We start from the raw sequence: 22,973 nt of genomic DNA on the forward strand, positions 1-22,973 counted from the left end.
AACGAATGACCACCACGAAGGATGCCGCCGGCGCGATCCTCGAGCACGTCGGCGGACCGGGCAACGTCGCGGCGCTGCAGCACTGCTCGACGCGGCTCCGGTTCAACCTCGTCGACGACGCGCGCGCCGACGAGGCGGCGTTGCAGGCCGTGCCCGGTGTCATCGGTGTCGTGCGCGGACCCCAGACGCAGATCATCGTCGGCTCGAAGGTCGGCGACTACTTCTCTGAGATCGAGAAGCTGCGCGGCGGACGCGCCGCAGCCCGCTCGGCGGGGCAGCCGCGACCCACGCTCACATGGAAGCGCGCCGGCTCGACGATCATGGACTTCGTCGTGGCGGTGTTCACCCCGATCATCCCCGCCATCGCCGGTGCCGGCATCTTCAAGTCGTTCCTCATCCTGGCCTCGGCGCTGGGATGGATGCAGACGACCGATCCCAGCTACCAGGTGCTCTCGACCATCCCCGACGCCGTCTTCTTCTTCCTGCCGTTGCTGGTGACCTACACGGCGGCGAAGAAGCTGGGGGTGAACATCCCGCTCGCGCTCGGCATCGTCGCCCTGCTCGTGTTCCCGGCGTTCTCGGGACTGCTGACGCAGGAGGGAGGCGTCGCGCTCTTCGGGCTCACGGTGCCCGCGATCGCCTACAACGCTCAGGTGTTCCCCCCGATCCTCGCCGTGCTGCTGCTGTGGCCGGTCGAGAAGCTGGCCACGAAGGTCACCCCCGGTCCCATCCGCACCTTCTTCGTGCCGCTGCTGTGCTTCATCGTCGTCTCGCCCGTCATGATCTTCCTGCTGGGCCCCCTCGGCTACGGCCTGGGATCGCTGCTGACCGGCGCGATGCTCTGGCTCTACGGCACCCTCGGCTGGGTCGCCATCGCGCTCATGGCGGTCGTGCTGCCGTTCATCATCTCGGTCGGCATGCACAAGGCGTTCATCCCGCCGACCATCGCGACCGTCGCGCAGCAGGGACGCGATCCCTTCTATCTCGTGGCCTCGCTCGCCCACAACATCGCCGAGTCCGGGTCGAGCTTCGCCGTCGCCATCCGCACGCGGAACAAGACCCTGCGCGGCACCGCGATCTCGTCGGGCGTGTCGGCCTTCTTCGGCATCACCGAGCCGGCGCTGTACGGTGTGACGCTGCAGAATCGGCGCGCGCTCTTCGCTGTCCTCGCGGGATCGCTGACCGGCGGCATCTATCTCGGCATCGCCGCGGTGGGCGCGTTCGCGCTGGTGAGCCCCGGCGCCGCGAGCATCTCGATGTTCATCGACGTGGCGAACCCGTGGAACCTCATCCACGCCGTCATCGGCGCACTCGTGGCCTTCGCGACCGCCTTCGTCGTGGCCCTGGTGATCTGGAAGGACTCCGACTCGGGCACCATCCGGGCCCTGGAAGGCCAGGCCGGCGGCGTGGTGACCGCCCCGACGGCGACGGACGCCGACGGCCGGGTGGTCGCGCCGATCGCGGGCGAGGTGGTCGCGCTCGACCGCGTCGACGATCCGGTGTTCGGCGGCGGCATCCTCGGCGCCGGCGTTGCGATCCAGCCCAGCACCGGCTCGGTGTACGCGCCGATCTCGGGCGTCGTCTCGAGCCTGCTGCCGTCGAAGCACGCGTTCGGGATCACCGGTGACGACGGCGTCGAGGTGCTCGTCCACGTCGGGCTCGACACGGTCAAGCTCGACGGCGCGCCCTTCGTCGCCCATGTCGCCCAGGGCGACCGGGTCGAGCGCGGCCAGCTCATGCTCGAGGCCGACCTCGAGGCGATCCGCCGCGCCGGCTTCGACACCATCACGCCGATCGTCGTGCTCAACGGCGACGCGTTCGAGGTGGCCGACGCACTCACCGGCCCCGTCGAACCCGGCACCGGAATCTTCACCGTACGCACCAAGGAGGCCGCTCGTGGCACTGTCTGATTCGTTCCTGTGGGGCGGCGCACTCGCCGCCAACCAAGCCGAGGGCGCCTGGCGCGCGGGCGGGCGCGGCCCGGCGGTGTCGGATATCGCCACGTACCGGCCGAACGTCGATCCCCGCGAGTATGCGATCCACCACGCCCACACGGTCGAGAGCATCACGGCGGCGATGGCCGACGACGACGAGACGTACTACCCCAAGCGTCGCGGCATCGACTTCTATCACCGCTACCGCGAAGACCTGGCGCTGTTCGCCGAGATGGGCTTCACCGTGCTGCGCGTGTCGATCGCCTGGACGCGGCTGTACCCGACGGGGGAGGAGACCGAGCCCAACGAAGCGGGCATCGCGTTCTACCTCGACCTGTTCACCGAGATGCGGCGGCTGGGCATCGAGCCTCTCGTCACGCTGTCGCACTACGACCCCCCGCTCGCGCTCGCGCTGAAGCGCAACGGCTGGGTCGACCGCGGCACGATCGCCCTGTTCGAGCGCTTCGCTCGCACGTGCTTCGAGCGCTTCGGCCACCTCGTGAAGCTGTGGCTGTCGTTCAATGAGATCGACGGCATCGTGCGGCATCCGCTCACCTCGGGCGGCATCATCGAGGAGACCGTCGAGGGCAGCGTGCTGCAGGCGTGCTACACCGCGCTCCACCACCAGTTCGTGGCGTCGGCGTCGGTGACGCGGATGCTGCACGAGCTGTGGCCCGAGTCGCAGATGGGCTGCATGCTGACGATGCTCAAGACGTACCCGCTGACATGCCATCCCGACGACATCGCGGCCACGCAGGCGAAGGACCGGCTGCTGTACCTCTGCACCGACGTCCAGGCCGGCGGCGCCTACCCGCGCCTCGCACTCAACGCCCTCGCCCGCCAGGGCGTCGAGATCCCGTTCGCGGCCGGCGACGCCGAGCTGCTGCGTGAGCACCCCGTCGACTTCGTCTCGCTGTCGTATTACATGACGCTCGCCGAGTCGGTCGACCCGGACGCCGAGCGTACGCCCGGCAACACCGTCCTGGGGGTGAAGAACCCCTATCTGCCGTCGAGCGAGTGGGGCTGGCAGATCGACCCCGTGGGTCTGCGCATCTCGCTCATCGACCTGTACGACCGCTACGGCAAGCCGTTGTTCATCGTCGAGAACGGGCTGGGGATGCGCGACGAGGTGACCGCGGACGGCCGCATCCACGACCCGTACCGCATCGACTACTTCCGTGCGCACTTCCGGGAGATGATCCGCGCCGTCGACGAAGGCGTGGAACTGATGGGGTACACCAGCTGGGCGCCCATCGACATCATCAGCGCATCGTCGTCTCAGATTTCGAAGAGGTACGGTTTCATTCACGTCGACCTCGACGACCTGGGCCAAGGCAGCGGTGAGCGTCGGCGCAAGGATTCGTTCTGGTGGTACCAGCGGGTGATCGCAACGAACGGCGCAGACCTCGGGTGACCTCACTGCTCCACGAGCGTGAGGCCGGGTCGATGAGGACAGGCATGCAGATCATCAAGAAGGTGCTCAACTCGAGCGTCGTGCTCGTCGAGGACGAGCGCGGCGTCGAGCGCGTGCTGTTGGGCAAGGGCATCGGTTTCGGCGCCAAGCCCGGCGGAGTCGTCGACGAGGGCGCGACGGACCGGGTGTTCGTCGCGCTCGACGACGCCGACCAGCGCAACCTCGTCGAGCTGCTCGCGCAGATCCCCGGCGAGTTCGTCGAGCTCACCCGCGAGATCGTCCGCGACGCCGTCGCGGCCGGTCTCGACCTCGACGCGCACATCTACCTGACCCTCACCGACCACCTCCACTTCGCGGTCGAGCGGCATCGCCGCGGGCTCGTCGTGGTGAACCGGCTGGCGTGGGAGCTGCGCACCGTCTACCCCGACGAGTACGCGGTCGGCCAGCGGGGTGTCGAATTGCTGCGCACGCGCATGCGGGTCGAGGTGCCCGACGAAGAGGCCGCCAACATCGCGTTCCACCTCGCGAACGCCGCGAACGGGCGCGCGGGTGCCGACACGATGCACGTCGTGCGGCTGATCTCGGCGGCGACGACCATCGTCACCAACACCACCGGCATCGTCTTCTCCGACGACCTGCACTCGTCGCGCTTCCTCGTGCATCTGCAGTTCTTCGCCGAGCGCGTGTTCGCGGGGCGCATGCTCGACACCGACGACGGATTCCTCTTCGAGAGCATGGGCCAGCGGCATCCGCGCGCCCTGTCGACCGCCGAGCGCGTGCGCGCCCTCGTGCGCGCGCAGCATGACATCGAGGTCTCCGACGAGGAGGTCGCCTACCTCGCGCTGCACATCGCCCGCGCCGTTCCCGGTTGACCCGCGTCAGTAGCCGGCGCGGGCGGTGCGGTCGGCCTCGGGCACCCAGGACGCCGCGAGCGCCTCGGAGCCGCGGGCGAGCAGCGCGACGTCGGCGCCGACGAGCAGGAAGTCCGCACCGGCCGCGGCGTAGTCGCGGGCGACCGCCGGGTCGAAGGCGTTGACGCCGACGGCGGTGCCCGCGGACCGCGCCACGGCGAAGACGCGTCGGACGGCGGCGACGACGTCGGGATGCGTCTGCTGGCCGAGCAGCCCCATCGACGCGGCGAGGTCGCTGGGGCCGACGAACACCCCGTCGACACCCTCGACCGCCGCGATCCCCGCCGCCGCCTCGACCCCGGCCCCCGTCTCGATCTGCACGATGAGCGAGACGTGCTGCTCGGCGTCGGCCAGGTAGTCGTCGACGCGGTTCCAGCGCGCCGAGCGCGCGAGCGCCGACCCCACACCGCGGATGCCGCGCGGCGGGTAGCGCACCGCCCGCACCGCGGCCTCGGCCTCGGCGACCGACGACACCATCGGCACGAGGATGGTCTGAGCGCCCAGGTCGAGCACCTGCTTGATGACGACGGGATCGGCCGTCGGCACCCGCACGACCGTCGTGACCGGGGATGCCGCCGCGGCCTGCAGCTGCGCGAGCACCGACTCCACGCCGTTCGGGGAGTGCTCCATGTCGATGAGGATCCAGTCGAGACCGGCGCCCGCGCAGATCTCGGCGACGAGCGGCGACCCGGAGCACACCCACATGCCCGCGAGCGGTCGGTCCGCGCGCGCGAGCGCCTCGCGAAGCGTCGGGGTCAGACGAAACGGCATGCGATCACTCCCATCGGGCCATAGTCGCAGCGCACCTCATCGCCGCGCGAGACCCACATCGGCCGCGTGAACGAGCCGGCGAGGATGAGCTCGCCCGCCTCGAGCCGCGCGCCGTGCTGCGCGACCTTGTTGGCGAGCCAGGCGACCCCCGTCGCGGGGTGACCGAGCACCCCGGCTGCGACACCGGTCTCTTCGATCTCGCCGTTGCGCGAGAGCAGCGCCGGCACCCACCGCAGGTCGATCTCGTCGGGGCGGCGGCGCTCGGTGCCGAGCACCATCGCCCCGTAGGCGGCGTTGTCGGCGATCGTGTCGACGATCGTCCGGCCCTCGAGCTCGATGTGCGAGTTCAGCACCTCGAGCGCGGGGACGGCGTAGTCGATCGCGGCGAGCGCGTCCGCGAGCGTGCAGGCGGGGCCGGCGAGCGGCCGGGCGAGCGCGAAGGCGAGCTCGACCTCGACGCGGACGTTCGAGAACCGCGCGGTGGGGATCTCCGCGCCCGAGTCGAAGACGGTGTCGTCGAACATGACGCCGTAGTCGGGCTCGGTGATGCCGGTGGCCTGCTGCATGGCGCGCGAGGTCAGCCCGATCTTGCGGCCGACCAGCCGCCGGCCCCCGGCGATCATCCGGTCGCGCCACACGCCCTGGATCGCGTACGAGTCCTCGACGGTGGCGTCCGGGTAGCGCGCCGTGATGCGCGGGATGACGCCGTGCGTGCGATCGGCCTCGGCCAGTTCGCCCGCGATCGCGGCGATGTCGTCGGGGGAGAGCATGTCCGGTCCTCTCAGAGCTGGTGGCCGAGCTTGTACTCGCCCGGGCGGTCCGCGGTGCGCTCGTCACCCTCCGGGCGGGTGTACGAGAACCCGTCGGCGCCGATCGTGACCGCCATCTCGGAGTCGTCCGTGCGGGCGCGCAGCGGCTGCGGGTTGCCGTCGAGGTCGAGGACGGGGGATGCCTCGGTGTACCAGGACGGCACGACGGGGTTCCCCCACCAGTCCCGGCGCTGGTTGTCGTGGACGTCCCACGTGATGACGGGGTTGTCGGGGTCGCCGGTGTAGTAGTCCTGCGTGTAGATCTCGACGCGGTGGCCGTCGGGGTCGCGCAGGTAGAGGTAGAACGCGTTCGAGACGCCGTGGCGCCCGGGGCCGCGCTCGATCGCGTCGGAGCGGCGGAGGGCGCCGAGCTTGTCGCAGATCGCGAGGATGTTGTGCTTCTCGTGCGTCGCGAAGGCCACGTGGTGCATGCGGGGGCCGTCGCCGCCGGTCATCGCAGTGTCGTGGACGGTGGGCTTGCGCCGCATCCATGCCGCGTAGACGGTGCCCGCCTCGTCCTGGATGTCCTCGGTCACGCGGAACCCCAGCGCCTGCATGAAGCTCACGGCGCGCGGAACATCGGGGGTGACCTGGTTGAAGTGGTCGAGTCGCACCAGCTCGCCGGGGGTGAGCAGGTCGTAGCGCCACGAGAGGCGCTCGACGTGCTCGGTCTGGAAGAAGAACTCGTACGGGAAGCCGAGCGGGTCCTCGACGCGCACCGCGTCGCCGATGCCTTTCACGAAGCCGCCCGGGCGGCGCTCGACGCGGCACCCGAGCTCGCTGTAGAACGCCACGGCGCGGTCGAGGTCGTCGGCCGAGCGCACGCGGTACGAGAACGCCGCGACGGCGGCGACCGGTCCCTGGCGGAGGACGAGGTTGTGGTGGATGAACTCCTCGGTCGAGCGCAGGTAGATCGCCTCGCCGTCCTCCTCGGTGACGTAGAGCCCGAGGACGTCGACGTAGAACTCGCGCGACGCGGCGAGGTCGGTGACCACGAGCTCCATGTACGCGCAGCGCAGGATGTCGGGGGCCGGCGCGGTAGGCGTCGGGATCGGGTCGGCGCAGGTGATCGGGGCCTCGGGGCTCACGAAGAAGCCCGACGAGGTGCGGGTCATCCGGTCGCGGTGGGTCATGACAGCGTCCTTGCTCTCGATGTGGGGGCGGGGGTGCGGCGGGTCAGCTCTTGCCGAAGGTGGGGTTGTGGACCGCCCCGAGGGTGATGTGCACCGCCTGCTGGTGCGTGTAGAAGTCGATCGACCGGTAGCCGCCTTCGTGGCCCAGGCCCGACGCCTTGACGCCGCCGAAGGGCGTGCGCAGGTCGCGCATGTTGTTCGAGTTGAGCCAGACCATCCCGGCCTCCACCGCCTGCGAGAAGTTGTGGGCCCGCTTCAGGTCGTTGGTCCACACATAGGCGGCGAGGCCGTACCGGGTGTCGTTCGCGAGGGCGAGCGCCTCGGCATCCGTGTCGAACGGGGTGATCGACACGACCGGGCCGAAGATCTCCTCCTGGAAGATCCGCGCGGTCGGGGCCACGTCGGCGAACACCGTCGGGGCGACGAAGGTCCCGCTCTCGAACCCGGCGGGGCGGCCGCCGCCGGCGACGAGTCGCCCTTCGCTCTTGCCGAGCTCGATGTAGCCCATGACCTTGTCGAAGTGCTCGGGGTGCACGAGTGCGCCGACCTCCGTGGCCGGGTCGTGGGGGTAGCCCACTTTCACGCGCTGCGCTTGCGCGGCGTAGCGCTCGACGAACTCGTCGTAGACGGAACGCTCGACGAGGATGCGGCTGCCGGCGGTGCACCGCTCGCCGTTGAGTGAGAACACGCCGAAGATCGTCGCGTCGATCGCGGCGTCGAGGTCGGCGTCGGCGAAGACGACCGCGGGGCTCTTGCCCCCGAGCTCCATCGACAGCCCCTTGAGGTGCGGCGCGGCGTTGGCGAAGATCAGCTGCCCCGTCGAGCTCTCGCCCGTGAACGAGATGAGGGGCACGTCGGGGTGCTTCACGAGCGCATCGCCCGCGGCTTCGCCCAGGCCGTTGACGAGGTTGAACACCCCCGCGGGCAGCCCCGCCTCGTCGAAGATGCCGGCCCACAGCGACGCCGACAGCGGCGTGAACTCGGCGGGCTTGAGCACGACCGTGTTGCCCGTTGCGAGCGCGGGGGCGAGCTTCCACGACTCGAGCATGAACGGGGTGTTCCACGGGGTGATGAGCCCCGCGACCCCGATGGGCTTGCGGTTGACGTAGTTGATCTGCCGGCCGGGAACCTTGTAGGTGTCGTCGGCCTGCGCGACGATCAGGTCGGCGAAGAACCGGAAGTTCTCGGCGGCCCGCCGCGCCTGGCCGAGAGCCTGCGTGATCGGCAGACCCGAGTCGAACGACTCGAGCTCGGCGAGTCGGGCGTCGCGCGACTCGACGAGGTCGGCGATGCGGTGCAGCACGCGCGAACGCTCGCGCGGCAGCATCCGCGGCCACGGTCCGTCGGTGAAGGCGCGTCGTGCGGCGGCGACGGCGGCGTCGATGTCGGCCTTCGCGCCGGCGGCCGCCTGCAGGTAGACGCGGCCCGTGACCGGGTCGAGGACGTCGAAGGTGGCGCCGTCGACCGAGTCGACGAGCGTGCCGTCGATGTAGTGACGGATGCCGTCGGGCAGATCGGTCGGCGTGTGGGGGGCGGTCAGCGTCGAATCGGTCATCTCGTGCGTCCTTGCAACGGGGGCGGTCAGAAGTTGGGCAGGCCGAGCGCCTGGTCGGGGTGCTCGTGGGTCATGTAGGCGTCGAGGGTCGCCGAGCGGTGACGTCGCGCGGCGTGCTCGATCTCGGTGAGCGGGGCGCCGCGTTCGATCAGCGCGAGGACGTGCTCGTGCTCGCGCACCGACTCCTGGGCGCGACCCGGAACGAAGCTGAAGGTCGAGTCGCGCAGGTGACCCAGTCGCGCCCACTCGGCCTGCACGAGCTCGAGCAGCCGAGGGTTCGCGCAGCGCTCGAACAGCACCGCGTGGAACTCCTGGTTCAGCCGCGTGAACGAGCGCGGGTCGAAGTGGTCGAGCGACTCGGTCATCAGCTCGTTGATCTCGCGCGCCCGTCGGATGTCTTCGACCTCGAGCGCCCGCGCGGCGAGGGCGGTGGCCGCGCCCTCGAGGATCGACAGGGCCTGCATGCTGTACCGGTACTGCGAGTCGTCGACCATGGCGACGCGGGCGCCGATGTTCCGCTCGAACGTCACGAGCCCCTCGGCCTCGAGCTGCCGGATCGCCTCGCGCACCGGGACCACGCTCATGTCGAGCTCGCCGGCGATCGTGCCGAGCACGAGGCGGTAGCCCGGGGTGAACTCCTGCTCGGCGATGCGCTCGCGGATCCAGTGATAAGCGCGCTGCGACTTGCTGCGCGTGTCGGCGGCGGGCGTGGTCATACGCCGCGCTCGCCGTCGTAACGGGCACGCCAGCTCGCGTCCATCGGGAACAGTCCGTCGACGGACGCGCCCTCGGCGACGCGATCGGCGATCCAGGCGTCCTCGCGCTCCTGCGCCAGGGCGGCGTCGGCGACCTCTTCGACCAGGGTGGGCGGGATGACGATGACGCCGTCCGCGTCGCCGACGATCACGTCGCCCGGTTGCACGGTCGTGCCGCCGCACGCGATCGTGCCGCCCGCTTCCCAGGGGACGTGGCGACGGCCGAGCACCGCGGGGTGCGCGCCGGCCGTGTAGACGGGAAGGCCGACCGCGGCGACGGCCGCCGCATCGCGCACGCCGCCGTCGGTCACGACACCGGCCGCTCCGCGTGCGTGGGCGCGCAGCGCGAGGATGTCGCCGAGGGTGCCCGATCCGGTCTCGCCGCGCGCCTCGATGACGATGACCTCGCCCGCGGCGACGCTGTCGAAGGCTCGCTTCTGGGCGTTGAATCCGCCGCCGTGCTGCGCGAAGAGGTCTTCACGCAGCGGGACGAACCTTAGCGTCGCCGCGGTCCCGACGAGCTTGCGGCCCGGGTGGATCGCGCGTACGCCGTCGATCGTGACGTTGTCGAGGCCGCGCTTGCGCATCTGCTGCGAGAGCGCGGCGACGGGAACCTGTTCGAGCTTCGCCCGCAGGTCGGGCGAGAGGCGGGGTGCCGCAGCAGCGGGCTCCGCGTCGGGCAGCCCCGCCGCGGCCCGCGAGCCCCACGCCTCCGCGCGCTGGGCGTCGTCGGCGGCGGGCAGCGAGCCGAGCGCCGGGTCGAAGCCGTCCCCGGGCCCGGCCGCGACGGTCGTGACGAGGCGCCCCGACGTCGCGCCGGTGTCGAGCGCGTCGACCTCGACCTCGACGACGTCGCCGGGGACGATGACCGACGAGCCGGCGGGTGTGCCCGTGAGGATGACGTCGCCCGTCTCGAGGGTCAGGTGCTGCGAGAGGTCCGCGACGATCTGCGCGAGGGGGAACAACAGGTCGGCGGTCGTGCCCTCCTGCGCGAGGTCGCCGTTGACCCACGTGCGCACGCGCAGCCGGTGCGGGTCGACGGAACGGGCGTCGATGAGCTCCGGGCCCAGCGGGGTGAAGCCGTCGCCGCTCTTGGACCGCGCATTCGATCCCTTGTCGGCGGCGCGCAGGTCGTAGACGCCGAGGTCGTTCGCCGCGGTGACGGCCGCGACGTGACTCCAGGCCTCGGCGATCGGGACGCGCCGGGCATCCGCGCCGATCACGAGTGCGATCTCGCCCTCGAACGCGAGCAGCTCGGTGCCCACGGGGCGCTCGACGACGCCGCCCGACGCGGCGACGGAGCTCGACGCCTTGAGGAAGTACGAGGGCGCAGCCGGCGTGCGGCCGCGCTGGGCCGCCCGGGATGCGTAGCTCAGGTGGACCGCGATGATCTTGCCCGGGCGCATGCCGGGGCGGTCGGAGCGTCCTCGCTCTTGTGTCATATTCGAAATCGTATATGATCGGCGCCAGCAGAACAACGTCTGCAGACAACGTCGTCGACATTCCGGGAGCACGAAGATGAGCACCCCCACACCCGCATCCCGCCGCGCCCCGCGTAGCGGATTCACCCCGACCGGCACCATCGCAACGACCGCTGACCGTCGCCGCGTCGTGTTCGCCACCGTCGTCGGAACCACCGTCGAGTGGTACGACTTCTTCATCTACGCCACGGCCGTCGGCCTGGTGTTCGGCCAGCTCTTCTTCGCGCCCCTCGGCACGAACAGCGCCCTCATCGGCTTCGCCACCGTCGGCGTGAGCTTCCTCTTCCGCCCCCTCGGCGCCTTCCTCGCCGGTCACCTCGGCGACCGACTCGGGCGCAAGCTCGTGCTGATGTGGACGCTGATCCTGATGGGGGTCGCCACGGCGCTGATCGGGCTGCTGCCGACCTACGAGACCATCGGGCTCGCCGCGCCCGTGCTGCTCGTGCTGCTGCGCATCCTCCAGGGCATCTCCGCCGGCGGCGAGTGGGGCGGCGCGGTGCTGATGGCCGTCGAGCATGCGCCGAAGACGCGGCGCGGCGCCTTCGGCGCATCGCCTCAGATCGGCGTGCCGCTCGGCCTGCTGCTCGCCTCGGGGGTCATGGCCCTCATGGCGATGATCGCCCCCGGCGACGCCTTCCTCGCCTGGGGATGGCGCGTGCCGTTCCTGCTGAGCGTCGTGCTCATCCTCGTGGGCTGGTACGTGCGCCGCCGCGTCGAAGAGAGCCCCGTCTTCACCGAGCTCGCCGAGCGGCGCGAGAAGGCGCACATGCCGATCGTGCAGCTGTTCCGCAAGCACGCCGCGCTCGTCATCATCGCCGCGTTCGTCTTCGCCGGGAACAACGCCGTCGGCTACATGACGACCGGCGGGTACATCCAGAACTACGCCACGAACCCCGACGGCCCGCTCGGGTTCGACCGTGAGCCGGTGCTGTGGGCGGTCGCGGGCTCGGCGGTCACCTGGCTGATCTCGACGCTCGTCGCCGGCTTCCTCTCCGACCGCATCGGCCGCCGCACGACCTACATCGCGGGCTGGATCCTCCAACTCGCAGGCGTGTTCGCGCTCTTCCCGCTCGTCAACTCGGGCAGCATCGGTCTGCTCTTCCTCGGGCTCGCCATCCTCACGATCGGCCTGGGCCTCACCTACGGACCGCAGGCCGCCCTCTACGCCGAACTGTTCCCGGCGTCCATCCGGTTCTCGGGGGTGTCGATCTCGTACGCGATCGGTGCGATCCTCGGCGGGGCGTTCGCGCCGACCATCGCCACGGCGCTCGTGCAGGCGACGGGGACGACCATGTCGGTGACCTGGTACCTCGCGGGTATGACGGTGCTGGGCCTCATCGCGACGCTGCTGCTGCGCGACCGCAGCGGCATCCCGCTCGACCCCGACCACGAGGCCGAGCAGTCGGTGAGCCCCATCGTCGGCGCCGGTCGCCGCTGACCGGACGCGGACGAGGAGAGCGACGATGCAGTTCCATCACCACGGCTACGTCTCGGGTGATCCGCGCGTGCAGCCCGCCGCCGGGCGGGGCGTCGACCGTCCCGCCGAGCTGCCCGACGAGACCGACGTCCTCGTGGTCGGCTCCGGGCCGGCGGGGATGCTGCTCGCGGCGCAGCTGTCGCAGTTCCCCGACGTCGACGTGCGCCTGATCGAACGGCGCGAGGGGCGTCTCGAGCTGGGCCAGGCCGACGGCATCCAGCCGCGCAGCGTCGAGACGTTCCAGGCGTTCGGGTTCGCCGAGCGCATCATGGCCGAGGCCTACAACATCGCCTACATGAACTTCTGGGGGCCCGACCCCGACGACCCCAGCCGCATCGTGCGGACGGCGCGGACCGAGGACTACGCGCTGCGCATGAGCGAGTTCCCCCACCTCATCGTCAACCAGGCGCGTGTGCTCGATTACTTCGCCGAGGCGGCCGCCCAGGGGCCGGGGCGAGTCGCCCCGGACTACGGCGTGGAGTTCCTCGGGCTGACGGTCGACGACGACGGCGAACGGCCCGTCGCGGTGCGCGTGCGGCACGTCGCCGGCACGCGGGCGGGGGAGGAGCGCACGATCCGGGCGAAGTACGTCGCGGGGTGCGACGGTGCGCGCAGTCGTGTGCGCGATGCGATCGGCCGGGTCCACGTCGGCGCGGCGTCGGCGCACGCGTGGGGTGTCATGGACGTTCTCGTGAACACCGACTTCCCCGACTGGCGGATCAAGTGCGCCATCACCTCGGCCGCCGGCAACATCCTGCACATCCCTCGCGAGGGCGGCTACCTCAGCCGCATGTACATCGATCTCGGCGAGGTGGCCCCCGACGACGACCACCGCGTGCGTCAGACGCCGATCGACGAGATCATCCGGCGCGCCAACGCCATCCTGCATCCGTACGCGATCGACGTGAAGGAGGTCGCCTGGCACAGCGTCTACGAGGTCGGTCACCGCGTCACCGACGGGTTCGACGACGTGCCCGCGGGGGTCGAGCGCGACCCGCGCGTGTTCCTGACCGGAGACGCCTGCCACACTCACAGTGCCAAGGCGGGGCAGGGGATGAACGTCTCGATGCAGGACGGCTTCAACCTCGGCTGGAAGCTCGGCCAGGTGATCACGGGGCTCGCGCCGGCGTCGCTGCTGGCGACCTACAGTGCCGAGCGCCGCCCGGTGGCGCAGCAGCTGATCGACTTCGACCGCGAGTGGTCCGCGCTCATGGCGCGGAAGCCGGCGGAGATCACCGACCCGCAGGACCTCGCGACCCACTACCTCGCGACGGCGGAGTTCCCCTCGGGGTTCCGCACGCGGTACGCCGCATCCGCGATCGTCGGCGGCGACCGCCACCAGGAGCTCGCCGCCGGGTTCCCGCTCGGCATGCGCTTCGCCTCGGTCCCGGTGGTGCGGGTCGCCGATGGCAACGTCGTCCACCTCGGGCACCACGCGCGCGCCGACGGGCGGTGGCGGATCTACGCGTTCGCCGACGCCCCGCCCGCCGGGGAAGCGTCGGCCCTCTCCGGCTTCGCGGACTGGCTCGCCTCGGACTCCTCCCCGGTGGCGCGGCACACCCCCGCCGGCGCCGACGTCGATGCGCTGTTCGACGTCAAGGTCGTCTATCAGCAGCGGTACGACGAGGTCGACCTTCCACGTGTGCCCGCGATCTTCCGGCCGTGCACGGGCCCGCTCGGATTGACGGACGAAGAAAAGGTGTTCGCGGCGGCCCCGAGCGCCTGGCACGACGTCGACATCTTCGACGAGCGCGGGCTCGCGCGCAGCGGGGTGGTCGTGGTCGTCCGGCCGGACCAGTACGTCGCGGCGGTCGTGCCGCTGTCGGCGACCGATGAGCTCGCGGCGTTCTTCGCAGGCGCCCTGCTCTCCCGTTAGGAGTTCACGCGCAGGATCTCCTCCTGGTACGGGGCGCGGATCGCCGCCGACACCCGCAGGTCGAGCAGCAGGAACGGCCGGTCGTCGGCGGGGCGCTCGCGCCACCGGGCGAGGGCGTCGAGATCGTCGAGGGTGCGTACGACGACGCCCTCGCCCCCGACCGCCCGCGCCAACGCGGCGAAGTCGACCTCGGGGATGAGCATGGGAGCCGGTGCGAGCCCCTGTGCCCCGTACAGGTGCACCTCGGCGCCGTACGCCCGGTCGTTCCAGACGACCGCGAGCCCGCGGCCCCCGGCGACGCGGACGGCCGACTCGAGGTCGGCGACGGCCATGAGGCCTCCGCCGTCGCCGGTGGTGAGCACGATCGTCGCGTCGGGCCGGGCGGTCGCCGCGCCCGGCACCGACGGGAAGCCGAGCCCGATGGACTGATAGGCGGTGCCGATCATCATCATCCGGTCGGGCGAGGCCACGGGCCAGTACATGTTCGCCCAGCCGATGAAGTGGCCGCCGTCCGAGACGACCACACGGTCGTCCGGCAGCAGCTCGGCGAGGCGCCGGGCGGCAGAGCGGGGATCGAGCCGGCCGTCGAGCGCGAGCTCGTCGCCATGGTCGTAGGCGCGCAGGGCCGCGACGTCGAGGGTCTCGCGCCACCGGCTCGAGCCCGCGTCGAGTGCCGTCAGCTCGTCGACGAGGGCGCGGGCGGCGATGCCGGCGTCGGCGCGCACGTAGTGCCCGACATGGGGATGCGTCGCGGTGGAGGCCACATCGATCTGCGCCACCGTCGTGCCGGGGGCGAAGAGGGCGCCGAACCGCATCGTGAACTGGTTGAGCGAGGCGCCGAACACCACGACGACGTCTGCCGTGCGGACGACGTCCATCGCCGCCTCGGCCCCGAAGCCCCCGGTCACGCCGAGGTCGAACTCCTGTCGGGGGAACACACCCCGCCCCAGCGCGGTCGTCGCGGTGACGGCTCCCGTGGCATCCGCGAGGGCGCCCAGGGCGGGGCCCGCATCTGCGAGCCAGGCGCCGCGTCCGGCGATCAGCAGCGGCCGCTCCGCGCGCGCGAGGGCGTGGGCGATCCGGTGAAGGGTTCCCGCCGCGAACGGCGACGCGGGCGCGAGGGCACGGGGGAGGCGCGGTTCGGTGATCTCGGGCAGTGCGCCGGCCTCGGCCTTGGCGACGTCGTAGGGGATCGCGAGGACCACCGGCGACGAGAAAGCGAGGGCATGCTCGATCGCGATGACGGTGGTGGCCACGGCATCCGTCCGTCCGACCGTGTAGGTGCGCACCCCGACCGCCGACGCGAGGGCGATCTGGTCCACGTCCCACGGGCGCGGCCCCGACGTGGGCGCGTCGCCGACGACGAGTACGAGCGGCGAGCGGGCCTGCGCGGCTTCGGCCAGTGCGGTGAGGGTGTTGGTGAACCCGGCCCCGTAGGTCGCTGTCGCCGCGGCCAGCCCGCCGCCGGCGCGGTGGTGGGCGTCGGCCGCGACCACACCGCCGGCCTCGTGGCGCAGAGCCGTGAAGGTGACGTCGGCCGATCGCTCGAGCGCGTCGAGCAGATGGGCGTTGCCGTTGCCCATCACCCCGAAGACGTGCGAGACATGACGGGAGAGAGCGGAAGCGACGTGCGCGGACACGGACGGCATGTGATGCCTTTCGAGACGTAACGGGATCGAGGCCGTATGTGTCTCGCGTGCGATGCCGCTTCGTGCCCATTTTTCGAGCACCGACGACAACGCCGCCGTCGGACGTTCCGATTATAGGAACGTCACGACGGCGGCGTGAAGAGGATGCGGGTTACGCGGGCACCTTGAGGCGGGGGACACCGCCGGTGACCGGGCGAAGCTCGCGCTGCGGTGCCTCGGGGATCTCCTCGTCGAGAGCCACGATGAGACCGGCGGAGGACGTCGCGGCGTTCGCCATGTCACGAACGGCCTGCGGGTTGAGCACCTCCATGTCGGCGGTGTCGAACACGAAGCGCAGCGGAATCGAGGGCTGCAGCCAGATGGAGGAACGGCTCTCGTCGTTCGTCCAGGACATCATGAAGCTCTCGTTGCGTCGCAGCTTCGTGGCGATGACCACCTTGAGGTGCGCGAGCAGGCGGTCGGGGATCTCGATGCGGGTGTCGGAGTTTCCGTAGTGGAGCTGTCCCATGCTGTCCTCCTGAGATCGTCTTTCGGGGGGCGGGAGCGTGTTTGATCCCTCGGTAAGTATCTAGTCAGACAAGACACTTTCTGTCAATTCGTAGTTCTATGTATCTCGGGCGCTGTGAAAGAAAGAATCTGTCATGCCCGCCTAGTGTCCTATGATGGCGACGCAAGGAGGTGGCAGCCGATGCCTCAGAACGTCGTTCGCCATGAAGGACTTCATCTGTATGCCGATCAGCCGCGAGAAGAAGTCGGTCGCACGCTGAGCGACGCCGTACTGCGTCTGCGTCGCGCCGAGCAGGTGCAGGCGGGCCTCGCCGTGCGCGCTTCGGAGCTCTCGGCGATCGACCTGACCGCGCTGCGATACCTCGTCCAGGGGCACCGCGACGGGCGCGACCTCGGCCCCAAGGACCTCATCGTCATGCTCGCGACCTCGAGCGCGACGGTGACGAACGTCGTCGAGCGCCTCGCGTCGAAGGGGTATGTCGAGCGGGTGCAGCATCCGAGCGACCGTCGCGCGCACTACCTCGTGCCGACCGAGGCCGCCGTCGCCCGCGTCGACGAAGCCTTCGCCGCCCACCACCGCGCCATCGTCACCGTCATCGATGAGCTCGACGAAGAGCGGGCAGCGATCGCCGCGGAGGTCATCGGCCTCATCGCCGCCGCTCTCGACGAGGTCGCCGCGCGCGCGGGCTGACCGCGCGTCGCCGCTCGTCTCCGGTCAGCGGACGAACGAAACGGGGCCGGTTCCACACCCTCGGGTGGGAGCCGGCCCCGTTTCGTGCGTCAGCTGTCTTCGCCCTCGGCCTGCGACGGGTGGCCCGGCATCTCTTCGGGGGCTTCGCCCGTGTCGGGGTGTTCGGGATCGGCGCCCTCGGCCTGGCTGGGCTTCGCATCGTCTCGTGACATCGACGGTCTCCTTTCGATGAGCTCGTCCTGCTTGGCTATCACGCTTGCCGCACCCCCGCCATCCCCTGGTCCCGGCGCAGACGTCGTGCTTACGGTCGGGCCATGTCCGACTCATCTGATCTTTCGACCGACGAAGGCAAGCGACGCGAGGAGCTGCTGCGCGCAGGAGGCTCGACCGAGGCCGACGCCGCGCCCCGCATTCAGACCAGCGAGCACGACGGTGTCACGCGCATCGACATCGCCGACACGGCCGCGGTGCGCCCCGGCCCCGGCCCGGGCACGCCCGAAGCCGACGGCATCGAGACGGAGGACGGACGATGAAGGCGCTGACCTGGCAGGGCCGTCGCAACGTCTCGGTCGAGACGGTGCCCGATCCCGAGATCCTCGAGCCGACCGACGCGATCGTGAAGATCACCTCGACCGCGATCTGCGGCTCCGATCTGCACCTCTACGAGATCTTCGGTCCGTTCATCGACAGCGGCGACGTGCTCGGACACGAACCCATGGGCGTTGTCGTCGAGGTGGGCTCGGCGGTGACGAACCTCGCCGTCGGCGACCGCATCGTCGTGCCCTTCAACATCTCGTGCGGGCACTGCTTCATGTGTCGGCGCGGCCTGCAGTCGCAGTGCGAGACGACGCAGGTGACCGAGTACGGCAGCGGCGCCTCGCTGTTCGGCTACACGAAGCTCTACGGGCAGGTGCCGGGCGGCCAGGCCGAGTACCTGCGGGTGCCGCTGGCCGACTACAACCACATCCGCGTGGGCTCCGACCTGCCCGACGACCGGTACCTGTTCCTCAGCGACATCCTTCCCACCGCCTGGCAGGGCGTCGAGTACGCCGACGTGCCCGAGGGCGGCACGCTCGCGGTCATGGGTCTCGGACCCGTGGGGCAGTTCGTCGCCCGCGTCGGCGTGCACCGCGGCTACCGCGTGCTCGCGGTCGATCCGGTGGCGGAGCGCCGTGAGATGGCCGAGCGACACGGAGTCGACGTCTTCGACCTCACCGACTCGGTGGTCGACGAGCTGCGCGATCTCACCGAGGGCCGCGGCGCGGATGCCGTCGTGGATGCCGTCGGCATGGAGGCGCACGGAAACCCCGGGGTCGCGGCGGTGCACAAGGCCGTGGGCCTGCTGCCCGACGGTCTGGCGCAGAAGGTCATGGAGACCGGCGGGCTCGACCGGCTGGCCGCGCTCCACGCCTCGATCGACGTCGTGCGTCGCGGCGGCACCGTGTCGCTCAGCGGCGTCTACGCCGGCGAGGCCGACATGATGCCGATGAAGACGATGTTCGACAAGCAGCTGAGCCTGCGGATGGGTCAGTGCAACGTCAAGCGCTGGATCGACGACCTGCTGCCACTCGTCGAAGACCCCGCCGACCCCCTCGGCGTCATGGATCTGACGACGCACCGTGCGCCCCTCGCCGACGCGCCGGGGTTGTACGAGACGTTCCAGAAGAAGCAGGACGGCTGCATCAAGGTGGTGCTGCAGCCGTGACGATGGCCGAACGAGGAGGTTGCCATGGCGCGTAGCGTTCGGGTCATGAACTGCGCACCCGAGGATGTCTTCGCGGTGCTGGGCGACGGGTGGCTCTTCCCCGCCTGGGTCGTCGGCGCCTCGCGGATGCGCGACGTCGCCGACACCTGGCCGCGGGAGGGCTCCCGCCTGCACCACTCGTTCGGCGTCTGGCCGTTCGTCATCGACGACACCACGTCGGTGCTCGAGTTCGATCCGCCGCGGCGCATGGTGCTGCAGGCGCGGGGCTGGCCGATCGGCGAGGCGCGCGTCACACTCGACGTGAAACCGCGTGGTGAGGGGTGCGTCGTGCGCCTGCAGGAGTTCGCGGCCGAAGGCCCCGGGTCGTTCATCCCGCAGCCGCTGCTCGACCCGGCCCTCATGGTGCGCAACGCCGAGACGCTGCGCCGGTTGGCGCACCTGGCGGAGGGTGGCGCGGGACGGTGAGGACCGAGTACGACGCCGTCATCGTCGGCTCGGGTCCCAACGGTCTCGCGGCGGCTGTCACCCTCGCCCGATCGGGGCTGTCGGTCGCGGTGTTCGAGGCCGAGGACCACTTCGGCGGCGGGGCCGCGACGGGCGAGATCACCCTGCCGGGCTACCTCCACGATCTGTGTTCGGCGGTGCATCCCCTCGCGTTCGAGTCGGCGTTCTTCCGCGAGTTCGGGCTGCGGCGCCGCGTCGAGTTCGTCGTGCCCGAGGTGTCGTACGCGCACCCCCTCGACGACCGGGCGGTGCTGGCGCATCGCGACCTCGATCGCACGGCCGAGGGCCTCGGCGCCGACGGGCGTGCGTACGCCCGGCTCATGGCGCCGCTCGTCGACCGCGTCCGCGGCATCGCCGACTTCACCGGGAACTCGCTGCTGCGCGTGCCCGCCGATCCGATCGCGACGGCCTGGTTCGGGCTGCGCACGCTCGAGCAGGGGACGCCGGCGTGGCGGATGCGGTTCCGCGAGCAGGCCGCTCCGGCACTGATCACGGGCGTGGCGGCGCACACCATCCTCGGTCTGCCGAGCCTCGCCGCCGCCGGCGGCGGCCTCACGCTCGCGACCTACGGTCACGCGCAGGGCTGGCCGATCCCCGTCGGCGGCAGCGGTGCCATCGTCGCCGCTCTCGTCGACGACATCCGCGCCCACGGCGGCGAGCTGTTCGCGGGTCGCCGCATCCGCTCGCTCGACGAACTGCCGGCCGCACGCGCCGTGCTGCTCGACGTGACACCGCAGGCGCTCATCGAGATGTCCGAAGACCGGATGCCGCCGCGCTACCGCCGTCGTCTCGAGCGCTTTCGCTACGGCGACGCCGTGGCGAAGGTCGACTTCGCGCTGTCGGCTCCCGTGCCCTGGCGCGACCCGGAGATCGCCCGCAGCGGCACCGTCCACGTCGGCGGCACACGCGCCGAGATCGCGGCATCCGAGAACGCCGTCCGGGCCGGACAGCTGCCCGAGGCGCCTTACGTGCTGGTCGCCCAGCCATCGCTGTTCGACGGCAGTCGGGCGCCGGGCGACCATCACACGCTCTGGGCCTACACCCACGTGCCCGCCGGCAGCGACGTCGATCGCACCGAGACGATCGTCCGGCAGATCGAGCGCTTCGCCCCGGGCTTCCGCGACACGATCCTCGCCACCCGGTCCGAGACGGCGCAGCAGGTCGCCGCGCGCAACCTCAACTACCCCGATGGTGACATCTCGGCGGGGGTGCCTGCCCTGGATCAGCTGATCGCGCGACCGGTGCTCGCCCGCGACCCGTGGCGCACGCCGATGGACGGCGTCTACCTGTGCTCGTCGTCGACGAGTCCCGGGCCGGGGGTCCACGGGCTCGGCGGCTGGTGGGCCGCCCTCAGCGCGCTGCGCCACGAGTTCGGCGTCCGCGCGCGGCCGGACCTCTCGGCGCGGCTGTAGCGGGACGGGGTGGCGCACGTCAAGCGTGCGGAGTGAGGTTCGCCGCGCCTTCTACAGTGGACGAGTCGTCGCTGCTCGCGGGAGGTCTCAGCGTGTCCGATCCGTCCGATTCCGACTCCGTCGCGCGTGCCGTCGAGCGGCTGCGTCTCGCCGAGGCCAGTCTGGCGCGCCGCCGGCAGACCGACTGCGGCCCCAGCGAGACCGCCCGCGCGGCGATGCGGCTCGTCTACGACAGCGCGGACGCGGGCAAGCGGGTCACGCCGACCGATATCGCGGCGTCGCTCGGCATCTCGACGCCCACGGCCACCACGATCCTCAAGCGCCTGCACGACGGCGGGCTGGTCTCGTTCGAGCGGAATCCGGACGACGGCCGCAGCAAGTACGTCGTCCCGACCGACCGGACCGTGGACGCCGAGGGTATCGACCCGCTCGCGGACCGCGTGCGCGCGCTGACGCGCGATCTCGACGCCGACACGGCGGCGACGGTGTCGGCCTTGCTCGACGCCATCACCGACGCGGTCGACGGAGAGTGTCGCTGACGCTCAGGCTTCGGACGCGCCGGCGGGCTCGGGGACGACGCGAAGACCGTTCGCGCCGCCCGCTTCGATCATCAGCGTCTCGACCCAGTTGCGGTTGATCGTCGGGGGCCGGCTGCCGCTGAACTGGAACATCATCGGCACTGCCGGGTGCACCCACACCGAGAAGAGGCCGTTATCGGACGAACGATGGAACATGAACGGCTCATTGCGGCGCAGCTTGTTCATGAACACCACGCGCAGGTGTGCCAGCAAGCGGTCTTCGATGTCGAACGTCCGCCCCTGGCTGCCATAAACGAGTAGACCCACGGACGCGAGGCTACGCGGGGGGTCGAGGCTCATTAATTCCGGTTAGTTAGAGGAACTAGTTAGCAGCGGATGATGCCGTAGACGTCCGCGGCCGCCGTGTCAAGGAGGTAGGCCGCGGACGGCCGGTGCACGACACTCGGATGACCACGAGGGGAGTCGCCATGGTGCTGGATATGTCGCCGATCGCGCGGAAGCCGAGTGCGGTCCGCCTGGCCACGTCCGATGCGCTGCGTCAGCTGCCCCCGCGCCGCCCGGAACCCGCCCGCGTCGAGGGTGATGTCCGCTGGGAGCTCGTCGACGTCGACCGGTACGAGGTCCGCGAGGGCGAGGTCGTCCTCGGTTACGTCGATGTCGTCGGCGCCGTCTTCGTGGCGCTGAGCGGGCCGTGGTACTCGGCTGCTGTCGAGTTGCGCCAGACGCTGCGGTTCGACGAGGCGATCCAGACGCTGCGCTCGACGCGCCGTCACTGACCTGCGGGCTCCGGCCCACGGGGGCTCACCTGCGGGCGGCGCTCCGCGGCCGGACGGGTGCCTCCGTAGGCTGGAGACCATGATCCGCATCGCGACCATCGGCACCAGTGTCATCACCGAATCGTTCATCGGCGCGGCGACGCGCACCTCGGGCATCGAGGTCGCAGCCGTCACCTCGCGCGACATCGGCCGGGCTCGCGCGTACGCCGACCGGGTAGGAGTCCCGGGGGCCTTCGGCGATCTCGCGTCGATGCTCGCCGACCCCGCGATCGATGCCGTCTACGTCGGCTCGCCGAACTCGGTGCACCGCGACCAGGTCGCCGCCGCGATCGACGCCGGCAAGCACGTGCTCGTCGAGAAGCCCGCCGTCTCGTCCGCCGCGGAGTGGGACGACCTCGTCGCTCGTGCCCGCGCCGCCGAGGTCGTGCTGATCGAGGCGATGCGCACCGCCTACGATCCGGGGCTTGCCGCCGTACAGGAGCTCGTCCCCTCGCTCGGCACGCTTCGTCGTGCCTCGTTCCACTACTCCAAGCGGTCCTCGCGCTACGGTGCCGTGCTGGCGGGGGAGGTCCCGAACATCTTCGACCCCGCCATGGGCGGTGGCGCCCTCGCCGACCTCGGGGTCTACGGGCTGCACGCCGCGATCCTGCTGTTCGGCGAGCCGGCGCGGGTCGAGGCCGCCGTGACGCCGATCCGCACCGGCGTCGAGGGTGCCGGCATCGCGCTGCTCGACTACGCCGGTCTCGTGGTCGATGTCGCGTACTCGAAGATCACGACGTCGACGCGTCCGAGCAAGATCCAGGGTGAGGACGCCACCCTCGTCATCGACCACCTCGCGAGCCCGCGTCACCTCACGCGCGTCGACACCGACGGCAACGTGACGGAGCGCGTCATCGACGGGCCGGTCGACGTGCTCGACGGTGAGGTCGCGCGTTTCGTCGAGCTCGTCTCGGGCGGGGCATCGCCCGAGGTCGACCAGGAGCGGACGGCGGCGACGCTGCGCACGATCGAGCGCGCCCGGGCCGCCGCGCGCTGACGCCGACACCGCGGCGCCCAGGCACTTCGCCGTCGGCC

General features: G+C 70.9%; 23 protein-coding genes. 13 read left to right on the forward strand and 10 right to left on the reverse strand.

Going from position 1 to position 22,973, the window contains the following annotated elements; genetic code table 11:
• The first annotated feature begins 5 nt into the window (after positions 1-5).
• Genes PUW82_RS05025 through PUW82_RS05035 form a run of 3 tightly spaced genes read left to right on the forward strand, consistent with a single transcriptional unit; the run spans position 6 to position 4,220 of the window.
• Complete coding sequence (locus PUW82_RS05025) at positions 6-1,910, forward strand: glucose PTS transporter subunit IIA (protein ID WP_274221198.1); 1,905 nt, start codon at positions 6-8, stop codon at positions 1,908-1,910.
• Positions 1,897-3,348 carry a glycoside hydrolase family 1 protein gene (locus PUW82_RS05030; RefSeq protein ID WP_274221199.1) on the forward strand — a complete coding sequence of 484 codons (1,452 nt, stop codon included), beginning with the start codon at positions 1,897-1,899 and terminating at the stop codon, positions 3,346-3,348. Before PUW82_RS05025 ends, PUW82_RS05030 begins: the two co-directional genes overlap by 14 nt.
• 44 nt (positions 3,349-3,392) lie before the next feature.
• Positions 3,393-4,220, forward strand: coding sequence for a PRD domain-containing protein (locus PUW82_RS05035; RefSeq protein ID WP_274221200.1), 828 nt, complete (start codon positions 3,393-3,395; stop codon positions 4,218-4,220).
• 6 nt (positions 4,221-4,226) lie between these two features.
• On the opposite strand, the gene PUW82_RS05040 is transcribed toward PUW82_RS05035, so the two are convergent.
• The 6 genes from PUW82_RS05040 to PUW82_RS05065 are packed head-to-tail and all read right to left on the reverse strand — an operon-like array spanning position 4,227 to position 10,724.
• Positions 4,227-5,030, reverse strand: a complete 804-nt coding sequence (locus PUW82_RS05040) for an HpcH/HpaI aldolase family protein (RefSeq protein ID WP_274221201.1) — start codon at positions 5,028-5,030, stop codon at positions 4,227-4,229.
• On the reverse strand, positions 5,015-5,800 hold the full coding sequence (locus PUW82_RS05045) for a 2-keto-4-pentenoate hydratase (RefSeq protein ID WP_274221202.1): 786 nt from the start codon (positions 5,798-5,800) through the stop codon (positions 5,015-5,017). Before PUW82_RS05045 ends, PUW82_RS05040 begins: the two co-directional genes overlap by 16 nt.
• An 11-nt stretch (positions 5,801-5,811) precedes the next feature.
• Positions 5,812-6,972 (reverse strand): 3,4-dihydroxyphenylacetate 2,3-dioxygenase, encoded by a 1,161-nt coding sequence (hpaD, locus tag PUW82_RS05050; protein WP_274221203.1) that lies wholly within the window; start codon positions 6,970-6,972, stop codon positions 5,812-5,814.
• Positions 6,973-7,015: 43 nt separating this feature from the next.
• Entirely contained in the window at positions 7,016-8,527 is a 1,512-nt protein-coding gene (hpaE, locus tag PUW82_RS05055; RefSeq protein WP_274221204.1) for a 5-carboxymethyl-2-hydroxymuconate semialdehyde dehydrogenase, read from the reverse strand.
• 26 nt (positions 8,528-8,553) lie between these two features.
• A complete protein-coding gene (locus tag PUW82_RS05060) occupies positions 8,554-9,243 on the reverse strand; it encodes a GntR family transcriptional regulator (RefSeq protein WP_274221205.1) in 690 nt (229 codons plus the stop codon).
• On the reverse strand, positions 9,240-10,724 hold the full coding sequence (locus tag PUW82_RS05065) for a fumarylacetoacetate hydrolase family protein (protein ID WP_274221206.1): 1,485 nt from the start codon (positions 10,722-10,724) through the stop codon (positions 9,240-9,242). The genes PUW82_RS05060 and PUW82_RS05065 overlap by 4 nt, the downstream gene beginning before the upstream one ends.
• A 76-nt stretch (positions 10,725-10,800) precedes the next feature.
• On the opposite strand from PUW82_RS05065, the gene PUW82_RS05070 reads away from it, so the two are divergent.
• Together PUW82_RS05070 and PUW82_RS05075 are read left to right on the forward strand one after the other, a co-directional pair.
• Positions 10,801-12,201 carry an MFS transporter gene (locus PUW82_RS05070; protein ID WP_274221207.1) on the forward strand — a complete coding sequence of 467 codons (1,401 nt, stop codon included), beginning with the start codon at positions 10,801-10,803 and terminating at the stop codon, positions 12,199-12,201.
• A 25-nt stretch (positions 12,202-12,226) separates the two neighbouring features.
• A complete protein-coding gene (locus PUW82_RS05075) occupies positions 12,227-14,116 on the forward strand; it encodes an FAD-dependent monooxygenase (protein ID WP_274221208.1) in 1,890 nt (629 codons plus the stop codon).
• On the opposite strand, the gene PUW82_RS05080 is transcribed toward PUW82_RS05075, so the two are convergent.
• On the reverse strand, positions 14,113-15,765 hold the full coding sequence (locus tag PUW82_RS05080; protein WP_274221209.1) for a thiamine pyrophosphate-binding protein: 1,653 nt from the start codon (positions 15,763-15,765) through the stop codon (positions 14,113-14,115). The genes PUW82_RS05075 and PUW82_RS05080 overlap by 4 nt on opposite strands.
• Before the next feature lie 151 nt (positions 15,766-15,916).
• The gene (locus PUW82_RS05085; protein ID WP_274221210.1) at positions 15,917-16,273 is read right to left on the reverse strand and encodes a DUF7882 family protein; all 357 of its coding nucleotides are present in this window, start codon (positions 16,271-16,273) and stop codon (positions 15,917-15,919) included.
• A 180-nt stretch (positions 16,274-16,453) separates the two neighbouring features.
• Between PUW82_RS05085 and PUW82_RS05090 the strand changes: the two genes are divergently transcribed.
• Positions 16,454-16,963 carry a MarR family winged helix-turn-helix transcriptional regulator gene (locus PUW82_RS05090; RefSeq protein ID WP_274221211.1) on the forward strand — a complete coding sequence of 170 codons (510 nt, stop codon included), beginning with the start codon at positions 16,454-16,456 and terminating at the stop codon, positions 16,961-16,963.
• An 89-nt stretch (positions 16,964-17,052) separates the two neighbouring features.
• Here PUW82_RS05090 and PUW82_RS05095 read toward each other — a convergent pair whose 3' ends face one another.
• Positions 17,053-17,175 carry a hypothetical protein gene (locus tag PUW82_RS05095; RefSeq protein ID WP_271175077.1) on the reverse strand — a complete coding sequence of 41 codons (123 nt, stop codon included), beginning with the start codon at positions 17,173-17,175 and terminating at the stop codon, positions 17,053-17,055.
• A 102-nt stretch (positions 17,176-17,277) separates the two neighbouring features.
• Between PUW82_RS05095 and PUW82_RS05100 the strand changes: the two genes are divergently transcribed.
• The 5 genes from PUW82_RS05100 to PUW82_RS05120 all read left to right on the forward strand — a co-directional run bounded on the left by PUW82_RS05100 (position 17,278) and on the right by PUW82_RS05120 (position 21,123).
• Entirely contained in the window at positions 17,278-17,496 is a 219-nt protein-coding gene (locus PUW82_RS05100; RefSeq protein ID WP_274221212.1) for a multidrug transporter, read from the forward strand.
• Complete coding sequence (locus PUW82_RS05105; RefSeq protein WP_274221213.1) at positions 17,493-18,668, forward strand: zinc-dependent alcohol dehydrogenase; 1,176 nt, start codon at positions 17,493-17,495, stop codon at positions 18,666-18,668. Before PUW82_RS05100 ends, PUW82_RS05105 begins: the two co-directional genes overlap by 4 nt.
• A gap of 24 nt (positions 18,669-18,692) precedes the next feature.
• A complete protein-coding gene (locus PUW82_RS05110; RefSeq protein ID WP_274221214.1) occupies positions 18,693-19,133 on the forward strand; it encodes an SRPBCC family protein in 441 nt (146 codons plus the stop codon).
• Complete coding sequence (locus PUW82_RS05115) at positions 19,130-20,584, forward strand: phytoene desaturase family protein (protein ID WP_274221215.1); 1,455 nt, start codon at positions 19,130-19,132, stop codon at positions 20,582-20,584. The genes PUW82_RS05110 and PUW82_RS05115 overlap by 4 nt, the downstream gene beginning before the upstream one ends.
• Before the next feature lie 92 nt (positions 20,585-20,676).
• Positions 20,677-21,123, forward strand: coding sequence for a MarR family winged helix-turn-helix transcriptional regulator (locus PUW82_RS05120; protein ID WP_274221216.1), 447 nt, complete (start codon positions 20,677-20,679; stop codon positions 21,121-21,123).
• A gap of 3 nt (positions 21,124-21,126) precedes the next feature.
• Here the strand turns inward: PUW82_RS05120 and PUW82_RS05125 are convergent, their stop codons facing one another.
• Positions 21,127-21,429 (reverse strand): DUF7882 family protein, encoded by a 303-nt coding sequence (locus PUW82_RS05125; RefSeq protein WP_274221217.1) that lies wholly within the window; start codon positions 21,427-21,429, stop codon positions 21,127-21,129.
• Between the two features lie 161 nt (positions 21,430-21,590).
• Here PUW82_RS05125 and PUW82_RS05130 point away from each other — a divergent pair, with 161 nt between their 5' ends.
• Entirely contained in the window at positions 21,591-21,899 is a 309-nt protein-coding gene (locus tag PUW82_RS05130; protein ID WP_274221218.1) for a hypothetical protein, read from the forward strand.
• Between the two features lie 79 nt (positions 21,900-21,978).
• Complete coding sequence (locus PUW82_RS05135; RefSeq protein ID WP_274221219.1) at positions 21,979-22,935, forward strand: Gfo/Idh/MocA family protein; 957 nt, start codon at positions 21,979-21,981, stop codon at positions 22,933-22,935.
• Positions 22,936-22,973: the final 38 nt, after the last annotated feature.

The sequence above is a fragment of the Microbacterium thalli genome (assembly GCF_028737325.1).
Classification (GTDB): domain Bacteria; phylum Actinomycetota; class Actinomycetes; order Actinomycetales; family Microbacteriaceae; genus Microbacterium; species Microbacterium thalli.